Annotated in this window: 1 rRNA gene; it reads left to right on the top strand. The window is 49.8% G+C overall.

What is annotated here, in order from left to right:
• Positions 1-143 precede the first annotated feature (143 nt).
• Positions 144-1,717: ribosomal RNA gene (locus tag GB992_RS11490) — 16S ribosomal RNA — on the top strand.
• The last annotated feature ends 67 nt before the right edge of the window (positions 1,718-1,784 follow it).

Below are 1,784 nucleotides of genomic sequence, written 5' to 3'. Positions count from 1 at the left end.
GTAGATCTTTGAAAACTGAACAACGTTTCGACGAATCAAATGTGTAGGGTCTTTGAACGAAAGTTCGAAGCAATTACAATTGTGAAGTCAATTCACTTTATAACCAAGTAACAACAAAACAAGAGCTATTTCAAATAACTCATTAATTTGAGAGTTTGATCCTGGCTCAGGATGAACGCTGGCGGCGTGCCTAATACATGCAAGTCGAACGCACTTCGGTTTTTGATTGACGGTGCTTGCACCAGATTGACGAGACATTGAAGTGAGTGGCGAACGGGTGAGTAACACGTGGGTAACCTGCCCTAAAGTGGGGGATAACATTTGGAAACAGATGCTAATACCGCATAACAACGAAAACCACATGGTTTTCGCTTGAAAGATGGTTTCGGCTATCACTTTAGGATGGACCCGCGGTGCATTAGCTAGTTGGTAAGGTAACGGCTTACCAAGGCAATGATGCATAGCCGAGCTGAGAGGCTGATCGGCCACATTGGGACTGAGACACGGCCCAGACTCCTACGGGAGGCAGCAGTAGGGAATCTTCCACAATGGGCGCAAGCCTGATGGAGCAACGCCGCGTGAGTGAAGAAGGGTTTCGGCTCGTAAAACTCTGTTGTTAAAGAAGAACGTATCTGAGAGTAACTGTTCAGATAGTGACGGTATTTAACCAGAAAGCCACGGCTAACTACGTGCCAGCAGCCGCGGTAATACGTAGGTGGCAAGCGTTATCCGGATTTATTGGGCGTAAAGGGAGTGCAGGCGGTTATTTAAGTCTGATGTGAAAGCCTTCGGCTTAACCGGAGAAGGGCATCGGAAACTGGATAACTTGAGTGCAGAAGAGGGTAGTGGAACTCCATGTGTAGCGGTGGAATGCGTAGATATATGGAAGAACACCAGTGGCGAAGGCGGCTACCTAGTCTGTAACTGACGCTGAGGCTCGAAAGCATGGGTAGCAAACAGGATTAGATACCCTGGTAGTCCATGCCGTAAACGATGAATACTAGGTGTTAGGGGGTTTCCGCCCCTTAGTGCCGCAGCTAACGCAATAAGTATTCCGCCTGGGGAGTACGACCGCAAGGTTGAAACTCAAAGGAATTGACGGGGACCCGCACAAGCGGTGGAGCATGTGGTTTAATTCGAAGCTACGCGAAGAACCTTACCAGGGCTTGACATCTTCTGCTAATCCGAGAGATCGGACGTTCCCTTCGGGGACGGAAAGACAGGTGGTGCATGGTTGTCGTCAGCTCGTGTCGTGAGATGTTGGGTTAAGTCCCGCAACGAGCGCAACCCTTATGATTAGTTGCCAGCATTAAGTTGGGCACTCTAATGAGACTGCCGGTGACAAACCGGAGGAAGGTGGGGACGACGTCAAATCATCATGCCCCTTATGTCCTGGGCTACACACGTGCTACAATGGATGGTACAACGAGCAGCGAAGTCGCGAGGCCAAGCAAATCTCTTAAAGCCATTCTCAGTTCGGACTGTAGGCTGCAACTCGCCTACACGAAGTCGGAATCGCTAGTAATCGCGGATCAGCATGCCGCGGTGAATACGTTCCCGGGTCTTGTACACACCGCCCGTCACACCATGAGAGTTTGTAACACCCAAAGTCGGTGGGGTAACCTTCGGGAGCCAACCGCCTAAGGTGGGACAGATGATTAGGGTGAAGTCGTAACAAGGTAGCCGTAGGAGAACCTGCGGCTGGATCACCTCCTTTCTAAGGAAACAAATCGGAACCTTACACATTAGTGGAAACGTTGTTCAGTTTTGAGGGATTTACCTCA

The sequence above is a fragment of the Furfurilactobacillus milii genome, from assembly GCF_009863985.1.
Lineage (GTDB): Bacteria > Bacillota > Bacilli > Lactobacillales > Lactobacillaceae > Furfurilactobacillus > Furfurilactobacillus milii_A.
This window is presented reverse-complemented; position numbering and strand designations above follow the sequence as displayed.